Source organism: Microbacterium sufflavum, from assembly GCF_023091155.1.
Taxonomy (GTDB): Bacteria; Actinomycetota; Actinomycetes; order Actinomycetales; family Microbacteriaceae; genus Microbacterium; species Microbacterium sufflavum.
The window spans coordinates 73,545-87,936 of record NZ_JAHWXK010000003.1; the positions used below are offsets into that span (position 1 = coordinate 73,545).

Consider the following 14,392-nt stretch of genomic DNA (forward strand, 5'->3'; position numbering starts at 1 on the left):
TCGCCCGACCCGTTGTGCCGAGCATCCAACGGACGCGACGACGGCGACGCTAGGGTGGAATCCGTGACGGACAAGCCCGACCTCTTTACCACCGCCGGCAAGATCGCGGATCTCCGCGCCCGCTACACCGAGGCCGTCGTCGACGCCGAGGCGAAGGCGAAGGAGAAGCAGCACGCGAAGGGCAAGATGACCGCCCGCGAGCGCATCGAACTCCTCGTCGACCCCGGGAGCTTCGTCGAGTTCGACGAGTACGTGCGCCACCGCACGACCGCCTTCGGCATGGACCGCTCGCGCCCCTACGGCGACTCCGTGGTCACGGGCGTCGGCACCATCCACGGGCGCACCGTCGCGGTCTACTCCCAGGACTTCTCGACGTTCGGCGGCTCGCTGGGCGAGGTCGCGGGCGAGAAGATCGTCAAGATCATGGAGTTCGCCCTCGCCGGAGGCATGCCGTGCATCGGCATCCTCGACTCGGGTGGCGCGCGCATCCAGGAGGGCGTGGTCGCGCTCGGGAAGTACGGCGAGATCTTCCGCCTGAACACCCGCGCGTCCGGCGTGATCCCCCAGATCTCCATCATCATGGGCCCGGCCGCGGGCGGCGCCGTGTACTCCCCCGCGCTCACCGACTTCGTCATCATGGTCGACAAGACCAGCCAGATGTTCGTGACTGGTCCCGACGTGATCAAGACCGTGACCGGCGAGGACGTCGGCATGGAGGAACTGGGCGGCGCCTACACGCACAACACGCGTTCGGGCGTGGCGCACTACCTCGCGGAGGACGAGGACGATGCGATCGACTACGCGCGCACGCTCCTCGGCTTCCTGCCCGACAACAACATGGCGGAGCTCCCCTCGTACGAGAGCGCGTTCGAGTTCGAGACCACCGACGCCGACCGCACGCTCAACACGATCGTCCCCGACTCCCCCAACCAGCCGTACGACATCCACACCGTCATCGAGCACGTCGTCGACGACGGCGACTTCCTCGAGGTGCAGCCGCTCTTCGCGCCGAACATCGTGATCGGCTTCGGCCGCATCGAGGGACGTTCCGTCGGCATCATCGCCAACCAGCCCTCGCAGATGGCGGGGACCCTCAACATCGAGGCGGGCGAGAAGGCCAGTCGCTTCGTGCGGTTCTGCGACGCGTTCTCCATCCCGATCGTGACGCTCGTGGACGTGCCCGGCTACCTTCCCGGCACCGACCAGGAGTGGACCGGCGTGATCCGCCGCGGCGCCAAGCTGCTGTACGCGTACGCGGAGGCGACGGTCCCGCTCGTCACGGTCATCCTGCGCAAGGCGTACGGCGGCGCCTACATCGTCATGGGATCTAAGCAGCTCGGTGCCGACGTGAACCTGGCCTGGCCGACCGCCGAGATCGCCGTCATGGGCGGCCAGGGCGCCGTCAACATCCTGTACCGCGGGGAGATCAAGAAGGCCGAGGAGGCCGGGGAGGACGTCGCGGCGGTCCGGACGCGACTCGCGAACGAGTACACGTACAACGTCGCATCCCCCTTCCTCGCCGCAGAGCGGGGGGAGCTCGACGGCATCATCGAGCCGGCCAACACCCGGGTATCCGTGGCGAAGGCCCTGCGCGCTCTGCGCGGCAAGAGGGCCGAGCTGCCGCCCAAGAAGCACGGGAACATCCCGCTGTGACGGCGCAGGACGCTGCGGCGGAGGGCACGGCAGCGGCCCCTCCGATGCTCGAGATCACCCGGGGCACGGCGACGGAGGAGGAGCTCGCCGCCCTCATCGCCGTGATCGGAGACGCCTACGCCACCGAACAGGCGGAGGCGACGGTCGACGAGCCGCGCGTCTCCGCGTGGGAACGCACGCAGCGCCCGCTCCGGCGTCCCCTGCGCCGCGACATCCCCTGGGGCCGCTTCTCCGGCCGAGGCTGACGGGCTCGGCCGGAGGCACGTTCACCGGCCCAGCAGCAGGTCGGACGTGCGCGGCGTGAGCATGGAATCGAGAACGACGCACGCCGCGCCGACCGCACCGACGTCGTCGCCCACCACCGTGCTCTGCACCGGGAGCGCTCGGACGGCTCGCGTCGCGCTGGACCGCGCGAGCCGCGCGGCGACCTCCGGCAGCGACAGGTCGGCGAGGCGTCTCCAGAACGGACCGCCGAACACCACCCGGTCCACGTCGAGCAGGTCCGTGAGCACGAGCGTCAGCGTCGCCAGGTGTTCGGCGGCACGCTGCACGACAGCCCCCGCCGACGCCTCCCCGGCCGCGGCCCTGACACACAGTTCGGTGAGGCTCGCGTCGAGTGCGGCCCTGTCCCCGGGGCGCCGACCTCCGGCGAGAACCCCGAGCTGCTCCGCCCGTTCCACGATCGCCTCGGGGGTGCACACCACGTCGACGCAGCCCCGCGAGCCGCACGCACACCTCGGCCCCTCCGGATCGACCACGATGTGCCCGATCTCCCCGAGGTTGCGGGTGCTGCCACGCACCGCCTCGCCGTCTCGCACCACGGCGGCGCCGAGGCCGGTACCGAGATAGAGGAACACGAACGAGTCGTCGGACGGCCCGCGCCGCGTCCACAGCTCGCCGACAGCCGCTGCCGTGGTGTCCTTCTCCAGCACGACCGGCAAGGCGATCGCGGCCGCCAGATCGTCCTGCAGTGCCACCCGGTGCCAGCCGGGCAGCTTGGGAGGATCGATGACCGTGCCCCGGGTAGCGTCGAGCGGTCCCGGAGCAGCCACGCCCACCCCCGCGATCCGCTCGCGCGGCACTCCCGACCCCTCGACGAGCTCCTCGATCTGCGCCGCGAGATCGGCCAGGATCAACGACGGGGCCTCAGCGGGGGTCGCGATGCTCGACCGCCGCACGACCTCCCCGGCGAGGTCGAGCAGCACGAAGGTCGTCACCGCCGGATCGAGGTGCACGCCGACCGCGAACCTGCTCTCCTCCACCAGCCGCAGCATGACCCGCGGCTTGCCCGGTCCGCTGATGGTCCGACCGGCTTCCCGGATGAGCCCCTCGTCGAGCAGCCGGCGCGTGATGTTCGTCACGGTCTGGGCCGAGAGCCCGGTGACCTGCGCCAGCTCGATACGGCTCAGCCCATCGACCGCATGCCGGACCGCCTCGAGGATGACCGACTGGTTGAAGTCGCCCATCCGCGGAAGGTTGGTTCCCCGCCGTGTACCCATCGTTCGATGATCCTCCTCACGCGTCGCTGCGCGTGTCCCCCAAAATACCTACAGACAAGGTGTTGACGACCCCGCAGACTGAAGGGGACGCTTCGCGTTCGGCTGGTCTCTCTGTCCCAGGGTAGACAGACGCTGATCGGCCACCAGCGGACGGTTTTCGGGTAACTGTCCGCACGGCGAGGGGCAGGCGATATCGCCGCCCCTCGCCCACTCTCCTCACGACCGCCGTGCGGGCTCGCTGCCCGCCTCGCGCACGATCTCGTGCCACAGGTCGACCGAGTCGTCGTCCGCTGCACGCCGTCCGGCACGACCCACCACGGTGACCGCCACCAGGGGGTCTTTGGCGGAGCGGATGATGATGCGGCCGGTCCCCGCCGAGCGCAGCACCTGCGCCAGCTCGTCCCGGATCTCGATCCGTCGGTCCTCTCCGATGCCGTCCAGCCCGCCCTCGTCGAACACCGTCACCGATGCACCGCGTCGCCGGGCGGCCTCGATCGCATCGCGGACGTCGTCGTTCAGCAGGTCCGCCCCGCGCAGCTCGTCGCGCAGCCGCCCCTCCGCCAGTCGCGCCTCCAGCCGCTCGTCCTCGTCCAGCGCACCGCGCGTGGCGACGACCCGACTCAGCACGGGCCCGGCGACGGCGAGGGCGAACTGCGTGCGCAGTCGCCGCTCCCGCTGCCGCACGCGCTGCGTGGCGTGCCAGGCCGACACCGCCTGCTGGATCTCGGAGAGCCGCTCCGTGTCCCTGACCGCCCTGTCCCAGAACATCACCAGGAGCTGCGCGACCACCACCCACATGATCGAGCCGACCACGCCCAGGTTCAGAGCGACGCCGACGCTGAGCGCCGCAGACGCCGTGGCGACCAGGATCGCCAGGGCCGACCACCCGATGACGGGTCGCCGCCGGACGACGCACACGACGGCCAGCAACCCGAGGCCGCCGATGTACCACGTGGCGAACGGTGCCGTACGGTCGGCGGGGTCGAGGGACACGGTGACCAGGATCGGGATCACCGCGGTCGCCGCCAGCGCGAGCAGCGACGTCCACAGCGGCATCCGCACGGTCGCGGGATGGCCGAGGATCGCGACGGTGACCACCGCGAGGAACAGTCCGATACCGAGCACCATGAGCAGCGGTGCCGTCGGCTGCTCGATCCACCAGACACCGCGCGCGACGAAGTACAGCGCGAAGCCCACGGCCAGCGACGTCGCGACACTGCGCACCGTCCGGTTCACGAGCGCTCCCATCCGAGCGTGACCGTCGTGCCGTCCTCATCCGACACGATCTGCGCGGTGCCGGCGACACCGGCCATGCGCGCGAGGATCGATGCGCGGATGCCCAGCCGGTCGGGGCCGATCGCGTCGACGTCGAAGCCGGGGCCGTGGTCGGAGATCGTGACCGCGATCCCCTCGTCGCCGTGGCCTTCCGCGACGATGTGCAGTCCACGTCCGTGCGCGTGCGTCACCGCGTTGCCGATCGCCTGCCGCGCCGCGAGCACCAGTGCTCTGGCGGCACGTCCGGGGATGAGGCCGATGCCTCCGCGCTCCTCGACGATGGCGTCCGCGCCGAGCTCCGACAGCGCCCGGCGCAGCTCGACGACGATCTGTGCGGTGCCGACCGGTTCGTCGCTGCCCTCCTCCGCCACCGCGGCCTCCGTGTTGGCCAGCCGCGTCAGCGCCTCCCTGGCCATCGCGACCGCGAGCTCCTGTGCCCTCTCCCCGTCCGCACGCTCCGCGGCGATCAGCGCGGCGAGCACGCTGTCGTGCATGAGCGCCGACATCGCCACCCGCTCCTCCTCCGCGGCGGCCGCGGCGGCCGCAGTGGCGTAGGACGCCACCGCCGTGCCCCTCGCCTCGTCGACGCCCCCCGCCACCGACCGGAACATCCAGCCGAGCGACACGATGACCACGCCCAGGATCAGCGTGAACGACACGTCGAACGCGGTCGTGACCCAGAACTCGCGCGAGAACCCGCCCTGCACCAGCCGGACGTAGCCGTACACGAACGGCACGCCCACCGCCCACGCGAACTGCAGCCGCAGCGGGAAGGCCAGCATCGCGGCGACCACCCCGACGTTCACCAGGAAGAAGATCCAGGGCTGCGCGCCGGCGACCTTGTCGGCGGGATCGACGACGACGGGCCACGCGGCGAGCGCGACCACGTAGACCACCGCGAAGATCCCCGCGGCGACGCGTACCCCGCGGCCGACCAGGCACGCCACGAGCATGACGATGAGCGGGACGAAGACGACCACGAGCAGGAGCATGTGCGGCACATCGGCCCTGGACAGGGTCGCGATCGCGGCGATGAGCGCCTGCACGCCGAGCACCGCCGAGCCCAGCGCCACCACGATCGCGAGGATCCGCTCCATCCGCTTCGACGTGAAGCGCTCGAAACCGCTCTCCACGCTGCCGGGAGACGGGATCTTGCTCCAGGCGTCGCGGACGCTGAGCGGCTCAGTGGGCACTCGGCGCCCCGTCGGCGGCCACGATGCCGTCCTCCATCGCCCGTCGCAACAGGTCGACCTTGGTGGGGGCGGGCCGCCCGACCTCGACGTACTTGACCCGGATGCGGGTGATGTTCTCCTTCGCGGTGGAGTAGGCGACGCCGAGCCGCTCGGCGACCGCCTTCAGCGGCAGCCCCGTGGCATACAGCCGCAGGACCTCGCGCTCTCGTGTGGAGAGCTGGGCATCCGCGAAGGCCCGGTCGCCATCCACCGCGCTCGCCCACTCGACATTGTTCAACGCCTCGCCCTGGGCGACCGTGCGGATCGCGTCGAGCACGTCGTCGAGGGCCGAGGACTTGCTGACCACGCCGGCGGCACCCGCCGCGAGCGCCTCCCGCACCGCGGCCGGCCGGTCGGCGACGCTGTGGATGACCACGCTCGCCCCGTCTGCCACGAGCGAGGTGACGTTCTCGGTGACGGTCGTCCCGTCACCGAGGGTGAGGTCGAGCACCACCACGTCGGCGGGCGGCACGACCGCGCTGGACCGCCACGTCAGATACGACCCCACCGTGCTGCCGGAGAACACCACGGTCTGCCCGTCGCGGGCGAACGCGGCCTCGAGACCGAGGCGGACGGACTCGTGGTCGTCGATGAGGGCGACGGTGCTCATGCCCACAGCCTACTGAGTCCCGCTCGCGGGTCGCCGCGCCGTCAGCGGGTGAGGAGCGCGACGACCTCGAAGTGATGCGAGTGCGGGAACAGGTCGAAGCCGCGCAGCGTCCCCACCCGCCACCCGAGCTCGCGGAACGTGCCGAGGTCGCGGGCGAGCGCCACCGGGTCGCACGCCACGTACACGACCGCCTCCGGGGCGAGCGCGTGCACACCCTCGACGACCGCGCGACCCGCACCGGCGCGCGGCGGGTCGAGCACCACGGCGCCCGTACGACCGCGGCTCGACGCGCCGGAGAGGAAACGGTCGACCCTGGCGGTCACCGCCGACACCTCGACCGGAGCGAGATTGACCTTGGCGTGCTCGGTCGCCCGCCTGCTCGACTCGACGGTGACGATGTCGGTGCCGCCCAGATCCGCCAGCGTGCGGGCGAACAGTCCTACCCCGCCGTACAGGTCGTAGTGCGTCGCACCCGGGTCCACGCGCCCGTCGAGCAGCCCGTAGACGGCGGCGTCGAGCACCGAGGCCGCGCGCGGATGCACCTGCCAGAAGCCGCCGGCGTCGACCTGGAACACACGGTCGCCCACGCGCTCGTGCACGACCTCGGGCGCGGGTCGGCGGCCTCGGCGCGGAGCCCGCCGCTCGGACTCGGGGTGACGCAGCACCCGGACCTCGCCGTCGGCCGGCTCGACGAGCTCGATGCGGCCCGGCTCACCGCCGTCGAGCGCGAGAGCGGCGGCCTCGACCGCCGGCCGCGCAAGCGGGTACGAGCCGACCGGCACCACGCGGTGGCTGCGCGCCGCGAACGGGCCGACGACACCGCGGTCGTCCACGTGCAGGGTCACCCTGGTGCGCCAGCGCGCGCCGTCTCCGGACTCCACGGCCTCGATCTCCGGCGCCTCCAGCCCGGCGCCGGCGAAGCGGTCGAACGCCTCGCTCAGCACCTGGCGCTTCAGGACACGCTGCTGCCCGAGCTCGATGTGGCCCAGGTCGGCGCCGCCCGGACGGTCGGCGGGGTCGCGCGACACGTCGGCCTCCGGCCACAGGTGCGGGCGCCGGTGCGGGGAGGCCTCGACCACCTCGACCGTATCGGCGCGCCAGAAGCTGCGCGTGTCCGCGTCCGCAGCACCCGCGGGGGTGAGCAGCCGCGCCCGCACGCGCTCTCCGGGGAGCGCGTCGGAGACGAACACCACACGACCCTCGTGACGGGCGACGAAGGTCCCTCCGTGAGCGATGCCGGTGATGTCGAGTTCGAGCACGTCGGCTGCGGAGGAAGTCATCCTTCGAGGATACGGTGGTGCACATGCGCGTCTGCCTCGCCTCCACGTCTCCCGCCCGGCTCATGCTGCTGCGCCAGGCCGGCATCGAGCCACTCACCCTCGCGCCGGATGTCGACGAGGACGCCCTCGCCGCCGCGGCCGAGGAGCGCGTGGGCCCGCTCGCACCGGCCGACCTGGTGCTGCTGCTCGCCAGGGCCAAGGCGGCGGCCGTCGCCGAGCGGCTGAGCGCCGACGGCGACTTCGACGGCCTGGTGATCGGCGGCGACTCGATGTTCGAGCTCGCCGGACGCGTGTACGGGAAGCCGTATACCCCCGAGGAGGCGACGCGCCGCTGGCAGAAGATGCGCGGCGCCACCGGGGTGCTGCACTCCGGGCACTCCGTCTTCCGGGTCTCCCCCGGCGCGACCCCGGTGGAGGCGACCGCCGTCGCCGAGGCCGCCGTGACCTTCGCCGACGACCTGGACGACGCGGAGATCGCCGCCTATGTCGCGTCGGGTGAGCCCCTGCTCGTGGCCGGTGCCTTCACGGTCGACAGCCTGGGCGGTGCCTTCATCACCCGTGTGGAGGGCGACCCGTCCACCGTGGTCGGCATGTCCCTGTCGACCGTGCGCCGCCTGGCGGGTGAGCTCGGGGTCCGCTGGACCGACCTGTGGTCGTAGACTCCCCTCCACGTTTTCGATCGTTTCTTGTCGAGAGTCGTCAAAGGGATCGGGGGGCTACTCGCTAGGCTGGCAAGCATGCCTGCAATCGCCAAGGTGCTCATCGCCAACCGCGGCGAGATCGCCGTCCGCATCATCCGTGCCGCACGCGACTCCGGGATCGCCTCGGTCGCCGTCTACGCCGACCAGGACCGTGACGCGCTGCACGTGCGTCTCGCCGACGAGGCCTACGCGCTGAGCGGCTCGACCAGCGCCGAGACCTACCTCCAGATCGACAAGATCCTCTCCGTCGCCCGCCGCGCCGGTGCCGACGCCGTGCACCCCGGCTACGGCTTCCTCGCCGAGAACGCCGAGTTCGCACGCGCCGTGATCGACGCGGGCATCACCTGGATCGGCCCGTCGCCCGAGGCCATCGAGGCCCTCGGCGACAAGGTCACCGCGCGTCACGTCGCCGAGAAGGTCGGCGCCCCGCTCGCCCCCGGCACCCCCGGCCCCGTCGCCGGCGCCGACGAGGTCGTGGCGTTCGCGAAGGAGTACGGCCTGCCCATCGCCATCAAGGCCGCGTACGGCGGTGGCGGACGCGGGCTCAAGGTCGCCCGTGAGCTCGACGAGGTCGCCGAACTGTTCGAGTCGGCCACGCGCGAGGCGGTCGCGGCCTTCGGTCGCGGCGAGTGCTTCGTCGAGAAGTACCTCGACAAGCCGCGCCACGTCGAGACCCAGTGCCTGGCCGACGCCGCGGGCAACGTCGTCGTCATCTCCACGCGCGACTGCTCGCTGCAGCGCCGTCACCAGAAGCTCGTCGAGGAGGCTCCGGCCCCGTTCCTCACCCCGGAGCAGAACGAGCAGCTCTACACCGCGTCGAAGGCCATCCTCAAGGAGGTCGGCTACGTGGGCGCGGGAACGTGCGAGTTCCTGATCGGCGCCGACGGCACGGTCTCGTTCCTCGAGGTCAACACGCGCCTCCAGGTCGAGCACCCCGTGTCGGAGGAGGTCACGGGCATCGACCTCGTGCGCGAGCAGTTCCGCATCGCCGCGGGCGGCACCATCGACTACGACGACCCCCAGCCGCAGGGCCACTCGATCGAGTTCCGCATCAACGGCGAGGACCCGGGTCGCGGCTTCCTCCCCCAGCCGGGCCCGATCCACGTGTTCAAGACGTTCGGCGGCCCCGGGATCCGCCTCGACTCCGGCGTGACCGCTGGTGACTCCGTCTCTGGCGCCTTCGACTCCCTGCTCGCGAAGATCATCGTCACCGGCAAGGACCGTGCCGAGGCGCTCGAGCGCTCGCGCCGCGCCCTGGACGAGTTCGAGGTCGCGGGTCTCCCCACCGTCATCCCGTTCCACCGCAAGGTGGTGCGCGACGCCGCCTTCACGGCGGAGGACGGCGACTTCGGCGTCTACACGCGCTGGATCGAGACCGAGTTCGACAACGACATCCCCGCGTGGGACGGCGAACTGGAGTCCCCCGCCGCCGCAGGTGCACGGCACACGGTGGTCGTCGAGGTCGGGGGCAAGCGCCTCGAGGTGAGCCTCCCCGACCGCGTCGCGGTCTCCGCCGGCTCGTCCGGACGGCCCGCTGTCGTGCCGCCGTCGCGCCGCAGCCACACCACCACCGCGAACGCCGGCGCCTCCGGCGACGCCGTCAAGTCGCCCATGCAGGCCACGGTCGTGAAGGTCGCGGTCGAGGACGGCCAGCAGGTCGTCAAGGGCGACCTGGTCGTCGTGCTCGAGGCCATGAAGATGGAGCAGCCGCTGCAGGCGCACAAGGACGGCGTGGTGGGCAACATCAACGCCGACGCCGGGGCCACGGTGTCCGCCGGGCACCAGCTCCTCACCATCAGCTGACACCCGGAACACACAGGAAAGGGCACCCCGCCGCAGCGGGGTGCCCTTTCCTGTGTGCCCGGAGGAGCGGGACTCAGGAGATGTTCACCAGGTGCATGGCCCGGCTCGCATCGGTGATGCTGCTGGACAGCGACGGGTACGCCGCGAACACGCGCGAGACCTGGTCGACCGTGAGGCGCCGTTCGACGGCGATCGCGATCGGGTAGATCAGCTCGGACGCCTTCGGCGCGACGATCACGCCGCCGATCACCGTGCCGGAGCCCTTGCGGGCGATGAGCTTGACGAACCCGTCCTTGATGCCCATCATCTTCGCGCGCGGGTTGGCGGCGAGGGGCAGCTTGTAGACCATTCCGTCGGCCAGGCCGTCCTCCACGTCCTTCACCCCGTAGCCGACCGTGGCGATCTCCGGGGCGGTGAAGATGTTCGACGTGATCTTGATGAGCTCGAGCGGGATCACGATGTCGCCGAGGGCATGGAACACCGCCGTGCGGCCCTGCATCGAGGCCACCGAGGCCAGGGGGAAGAAGTTCGTGCAGTCGCCCACCGCGTACACGTTCGGCACCGACGTGCGGGCCACCCGGTTCACGCGCACGTGGCCGGAGTCGTCGAGCTCGACGCCCGCTTCCTCCAGACCGATGCCCGCGGTGTTCGGGATCGAGCCGACCGCCATGAGGCAATGGCTGCCCTCGACCGTGCGGCCGTCGGACAGCGTCACCGTCACGCCGTCGCCCGTGACCTCCACCTTCTCGGCGCGGGACTTCGACAGCACCTGCATGCCGCCGCGCTTGAACACCTTCTCGAGCACCCGGGCGGCGTCCTGGTCCTCGCCGGGGAGCACCTGCTCGCGGCTGGAGACGAGGGTGACCTTCGCGCCGAGGTTCATGTAGGCGGAGGCGAACTCGGCACCGGTGACCCCGGAGCCGACCACGATGAGGTGCTCGGGAAGCGCCTTCATGTCGTACAGCTGCGTCCACGTGAGGATGCGCCTGCCGTCGGGCTTGGCGGAGTCGAGCTCGCGCGGCGACGCGCCGACAGCGACCACGATGGTGTCCGCCTCGACGCGGTCGAAGTCGGTGCCGCGCTCCCCCGTCGAGACGACGATCGCGTTCGGACCCTCCAGTCGACCGTGGCCGGAGAGGATGCGCACGCCCGCGTCGAGAAGGGTCGTGCGCATGTCCTCGGACTGCTGCCCGGCCAGCGCGACCAGCCGCTTGTTGACCGCGGCGAGGTTGATCGCGATCTCGGGCTTGAGCGGCTTGCCGTTCTCGCCCTTCGCGTAGAAGTTCACGCCGAGGTCGCTCGCCTCGGAGATCGCCACCGCGGCGTCGGCGGTGGCGATGAGGCTCTTCGACGGCACCACATCGGTGAGCACGGCCGAGCCGCCCACCCCCACGCGCTCGACCAGGGTGACCTCGGCGCCGAGCTGGGCGGCCGCGAGGGCCGCCTCGTAACCGCCGGGTCCGCCGCCGAGCACGGCGACGCGCTGAGTGCGCTCGAAAGTGGTGGAAGACATGCTTTCCATTCTTCCCCAATCCTGGCCCCCGAGCCTGCACCTTCCTAGAGTGGATCCATGCCTGAAACGCACAGCAACCCCCTCGACGACCCCTCCGCGAACCCGTTCGAGGTGGCCGCCGCGGCCGCCTCCGACATCGCGCGCCTCACCGGCGTCGAGAAGCACGACATCGCCCTCACGCTCGGCAGCGGCTGGGGCAAGGCCGCCGACCTCATCGGCGAGACGGTCGCCACGATCCCCGCGACCGAGGTCACCGGATTCTCCAAGCCCGCCCTCGAGGGACACGTCGGGACGCTGCGCAGCATCCGCACCCCCGGCGGGAAGAACGTGCTGGTGATCGGCGCGCGCACCCACTACTACGAGAACCACGGCGTGCGTCGCGTGGTGCACAGCGTGCGAACGGCCGCTGCGACGGGGGCGAAGATCATGGTGCTCACCAACGGTGCCGGCGGCATCCGCGAGACCTGGAAGCCCGGCCAGCCGGTGCTGATCAGCGACCACATCAACCTGACCGCCGACTCGCCGCTCGAGGGGGCGACGTTCATCGACCTCACCGACCTGTACGCGAAGCGTCTGCGCGACGTCGCTCGGAGCATCGACCCCGGCCTGGACGAGGGCGTCTACACGCAGTTCCGCGGTCCGCACTACGAGACCCCGGCCGAGGTGCAGATGGCGAAGGCGATCGGCGGGCACATCGTCGGCATGTCCACCGCGCTGGAGGCCATCGCGGCGCGCGAGGCGGGCATGGAGATCCTCGGGTTCTCGCTCATCACGAACCTCGCCGCCGGCATCCAGCAGACGCCGCTCAGCCATGCCGAGGTGATCGAGGCCGGGCGGGAGGCGGAGCCGGTGATCTCCGCACTGCTGGCGAGGGTGGTCGAGGCCCTGTGAGCGAGGAGCGGCTCGCGCAGGCCCGCGCCTGGCTGCGGCAGGACCCCGACCCGCAGACCAGGGACGAACTCGCCGGCGTCGTGACCAGGGCCGCCGCGGGAGACGCCGCGGCCGTCGCCGACCTGGACGACCGCTTCGGCCGTCGGCTCGCGTTCGGCACGGCCGGACTGCGCGGTGAGCTCGGCGCCGGGAGCAACCGGATGAACAGGGTGCTCGTCGCCCAGGCCGCGGCCGGGTTCGCCGCTTACCTCCGCGAGCGCGCGGGGGGCGGCACGCCCACCGTCGTGATCGGCTACGACGGCCGACGCAACTCCCGGGTGTTCGCGCAGGACTCTGCCGAGCTCTTCGCCGGGGCGGGACTGCGCGCGATCCTGCTGCCGCGCCTGCTGCCGACCCCGGTGCTGGCCTTCGCCGTACGCCACCTCGACGCCGCCGCCGGCGTGATGGTGACGGCGAGCCACAACCCGCCGAACGACAACGGCTACAAGGTGTACCTCGGCGGCGCCGACCAGGGCTCGCAGATCGTGGCTCCCGCGGACGCCGAGATCGCCGCGCACATCCAGCGGGTCGCAGACGCCGGAGACGTGCGGTCGCTGCCGCGCTCCACGGAGTACGAGACGGCGGGCGAAGACGTGGTCGAGGCCTATATCGCCGCGACCGCCGCCGTGGCCCCGGCTCCGGACGACGCGGCCGGGCTGCGGTGGGTGTACACGGCCATGCACGGCGTGGGCTGGGAGACGGTGTCGCGCATCGTGAAGGCCGCGGGCTACCCGCAGCCGCTCGTGGTCGACGAGCAGCTGCGCCCCGACGCCACCTTCCGCACGGTGTCGTTCCCCAACCCGGAAGAGCCGGGTGCCATGGACCTCGCGTTCGCGAAGGCCCGGCGGACGCGCGCCGACCTCATCCTCGCGAACGACCCGGACGCCGACCGGCTCGCCGTGGCGATTCCCGACGACACCGCGCCGGAGGGCTGGCGCCGGCTCACCGGCAACGAGGTGGGCCTGCTGCTCGGCGCCCGCGCCGCCCGTGCGGCCGCCGGCACGCCCGGAGCCTCGCTGGCCTGCTCGCTGGTCTCCTCCCCCGGTCTCGGCGCGGTCGCCGCGCACCACGGCCTCGACTTCCACGAGACGCTCACCGGCTTCAAGTGGATCTCGCGGGCCCCGGGCATCGTGTTCGGTTTCGAGGAGGCGCTCGGCTACCTCGTGAACCCCGAGACCGTGCGGGACAAGGACGGCATCTCCGCCGCCGTGGCGCTGCTCGGGCTCGCCGCGGAGGCGCGCGGGCGCGGCGCGACCATCGCGGACCTGCTCCGCGAGCTCGGCGACACCTACGGGCACTTCGCGAGCGCCCAGGTGTCGGTGCGCGTGGCCGATCTGGCCCTCATCGGCACCGTCATGCTGGCGCTGCGGACCCTGCCGCCCACGCAGATCGGCGGGCGCTCCATCGCCTCGGCGGAGGACCTGCTGAACGCCGCGGACGGTCAGCCGTCGGGCGACGTGCTCCGGTACCGGCTGAGCGACGGCTCGCGCGTCATCGTCCGCCCGAGCGGCACGGAGCCGAAGCTCAAGGTGTACATCGATGCGCGGGGCGACTCGGCGGAGGGAGCGGCTGCGGCCGTCGCCGAGCTCGAGGCCGGAGTGCGCGCCCTGCTGGACGAGCGCTCCTGACCATGCCCGAGCGGACCGTCGTCGTGAGCGCGCACAACGGCGTGCACGCGCGCCCGGTCGCCGAGATCGTCCGGCTCGTGCAGGCGCACGACCGCCCGGTGACGCTGCGCACCGCCGACGGGACGACCGTCGACCTGAGCAGCGTGCTGGCGGTCATGGACCTCGCGATCGTGCCGGGCGATGCCGTCGTGCTGGAGACGGCGGCATCCCCCGCCGCGGAGACGCTGCTGGACCGGCTCGCCGACGTGCTCGCACCGCGGGGCTGAGC

General features: G+C 71.8%; 13 protein-coding genes. 7 read left to right on the forward strand and 6 right to left on the reverse strand.

From position 1 onward, the window contains the following. Positions 1-63: 63 nt before the first annotated feature. Both KZC56_RS16485 and KZC56_RS16490 read left to right on the forward strand, forming a co-directional pair. Positions 64-1,653 (forward strand): acyl-CoA carboxylase subunit beta, encoded by a 1,590-nt coding sequence (locus KZC56_RS16485; protein WP_206253148.1) that lies wholly within the window; start codon positions 64-66, stop codon positions 1,651-1,653. Further along, positions 1,650-1,898 (forward strand): acyl-CoA carboxylase subunit epsilon, encoded by a 249-nt coding sequence (locus KZC56_RS16490; RefSeq protein ID WP_206253146.1) that lies wholly within the window; start codon positions 1,650-1,652, stop codon positions 1,896-1,898. The genes KZC56_RS16485 and KZC56_RS16490 overlap by 4 nt, the downstream gene beginning before the upstream one ends. A 21-nt stretch (positions 1,899-1,919) precedes the next feature. On the opposite strand, the gene KZC56_RS16495 is transcribed toward KZC56_RS16490, so the two are convergent. From KZC56_RS16495 to KZC56_RS16515, 5 genes are all read right to left on the reverse strand, one after another. Then, positions 1,920-3,152: an ROK family transcriptional regulator gene (locus tag KZC56_RS16495; RefSeq protein WP_247639038.1), complete on the reverse strand. Its 1,233-nt coding sequence runs from the start codon at positions 3,150-3,152 to the stop codon at positions 1,920-1,922. A gap of 216 nt (positions 3,153-3,368) precedes the next feature. Next, positions 3,369-4,400 (reverse strand): DUF962 domain-containing protein, encoded by a 1,032-nt coding sequence (locus tag KZC56_RS16500; protein WP_247639039.1) that lies wholly within the window; start codon positions 4,398-4,400, stop codon positions 3,369-3,371. Next, entirely contained in the window at positions 4,385-5,620 is a 1,236-nt protein-coding gene (locus KZC56_RS16505; RefSeq protein WP_247639040.1) for a sensor histidine kinase, read from the reverse strand. Before KZC56_RS16505 ends, KZC56_RS16500 begins: the two co-directional genes overlap by 16 nt. Further along, positions 5,610-6,269, reverse strand: coding sequence for a response regulator transcription factor (locus KZC56_RS16510; protein ID WP_136030323.1), 660 nt, complete (start codon positions 6,267-6,269; stop codon positions 5,610-5,612). Before KZC56_RS16510 ends, KZC56_RS16505 begins: the two co-directional genes overlap by 11 nt. A 41-nt stretch (positions 6,270-6,310) precedes the next feature. Continuing rightward, the gene (locus KZC56_RS16515; protein ID WP_247639041.1) at positions 6,311-7,549 is read right to left on the reverse strand and encodes a class I SAM-dependent RNA methyltransferase; all 1,239 of its coding nucleotides are present in this window, start codon (positions 7,547-7,549) and stop codon (positions 6,311-6,313) included. Between the two features lie 23 nt (positions 7,550-7,572). Between KZC56_RS16515 and KZC56_RS16520 the strand changes: the two genes are divergently transcribed. Further along, entirely contained in the window at positions 7,573-8,208 is a 636-nt protein-coding gene (locus KZC56_RS16520; protein WP_247639112.1) for a Maf family protein, read from the forward strand. Between the two features lie 78 nt (positions 8,209-8,286). After that, on the forward strand, positions 8,287-10,053 hold the full coding sequence (locus KZC56_RS16525) for an acetyl/propionyl/methylcrotonyl-CoA carboxylase subunit alpha (protein WP_136030327.1): 1,767 nt from the start codon (positions 8,287-8,289) through the stop codon (positions 10,051-10,053). Positions 10,054-10,126: 73 nt separating this feature from the next. On the opposite strand, the gene KZC56_RS16530 is transcribed toward KZC56_RS16525, so the two are convergent. Next, positions 10,127-11,575, reverse strand: a complete 1,449-nt coding sequence (locus KZC56_RS16530; protein WP_136030329.1) for an NAD(P)H-quinone dehydrogenase — start codon at positions 11,573-11,575, stop codon at positions 10,127-10,129. Positions 11,576-11,623: 48 nt separating this feature from the next. Between KZC56_RS16530 and KZC56_RS16535 the strand changes: the two genes are divergently transcribed. From KZC56_RS16535 to KZC56_RS16545, 3 genes are read left to right on the forward strand one after another with little or no spacing between them, the layout of a single operon-like run. After that, positions 11,624-12,457: a purine-nucleoside phosphorylase gene (locus tag KZC56_RS16535; protein WP_136045840.1), complete on the forward strand. Its 834-nt coding sequence runs from the start codon at positions 11,624-11,626 to the stop codon at positions 12,455-12,457. Further along, a complete protein-coding gene (locus KZC56_RS16540; RefSeq protein ID WP_136030333.1) occupies positions 12,454-14,124 on the forward strand; it encodes a phospho-sugar mutase in 1,671 nt (556 codons plus the stop codon). Before KZC56_RS16535 ends, KZC56_RS16540 begins: the two co-directional genes overlap by 4 nt. 2 nt (positions 14,125-14,126) lie before the next feature. Continuing rightward, positions 14,127-14,390: an HPr family phosphocarrier protein gene (locus KZC56_RS16545; RefSeq protein ID WP_136030335.1), complete on the forward strand. Its 264-nt coding sequence runs from the start codon at positions 14,127-14,129 to the stop codon at positions 14,388-14,390. Positions 14,391-14,392: the final 2 nt, after the last annotated feature.